Raw genomic sequence first — 363 nt, forward strand, 5'->3', positions numbered from 1 at the left:
CACGTATTCAAAAAGGCAAGTTAGCGATTGCTAAAGAACTTTACGATTTCATCGAAAATGAAGCACGCAGGTCAGTTGCCATTACAGGTGCAGCAGATAGTTTTTCTACACCTGTCACAATAGCATCATTACCTTCAACCTGAATATTTGCACCCATACGAGCCAATTCAGGAACATGCATAAAACGATTTTCAAAAATCGTTTCAGAAATTGTTGCGAAGCCACGACCAATTGCATTTACAGCCAAATTATCTATTCCACTTTCAACGATTTTAGATGATAAATAATTGAAATAAGTCACTGGCGCTAAGCATTTTCCATTCACTGATCAGTCGGTGGCAATAAAAAATGCTTAGCCTTTTG

The 363-nt window shown here is 37.7% G+C and carries 1 pseudogene; it reads right to left on the bottom strand.

The annotated features are described in order from the left end of the window. Nucleotides 1-49: 49 nt before the first annotated feature. Nucleotides 50-247 (bottom strand): annotated as a pseudogene (locus FLQ44_RS22835) (carboxyvinyltransferase); the annotation flags it as partial. Nucleotides 248-363 lie beyond the last annotated feature (116 nt).

The sequence above is a fragment of the Vogesella mureinivorans genome (assembly GCF_007644035.1).
GTDB classification, from domain to species: domain Bacteria; phylum Pseudomonadota; class Gammaproteobacteria; order Burkholderiales; family Chromobacteriaceae; genus Vogesella; species Vogesella mureinivorans.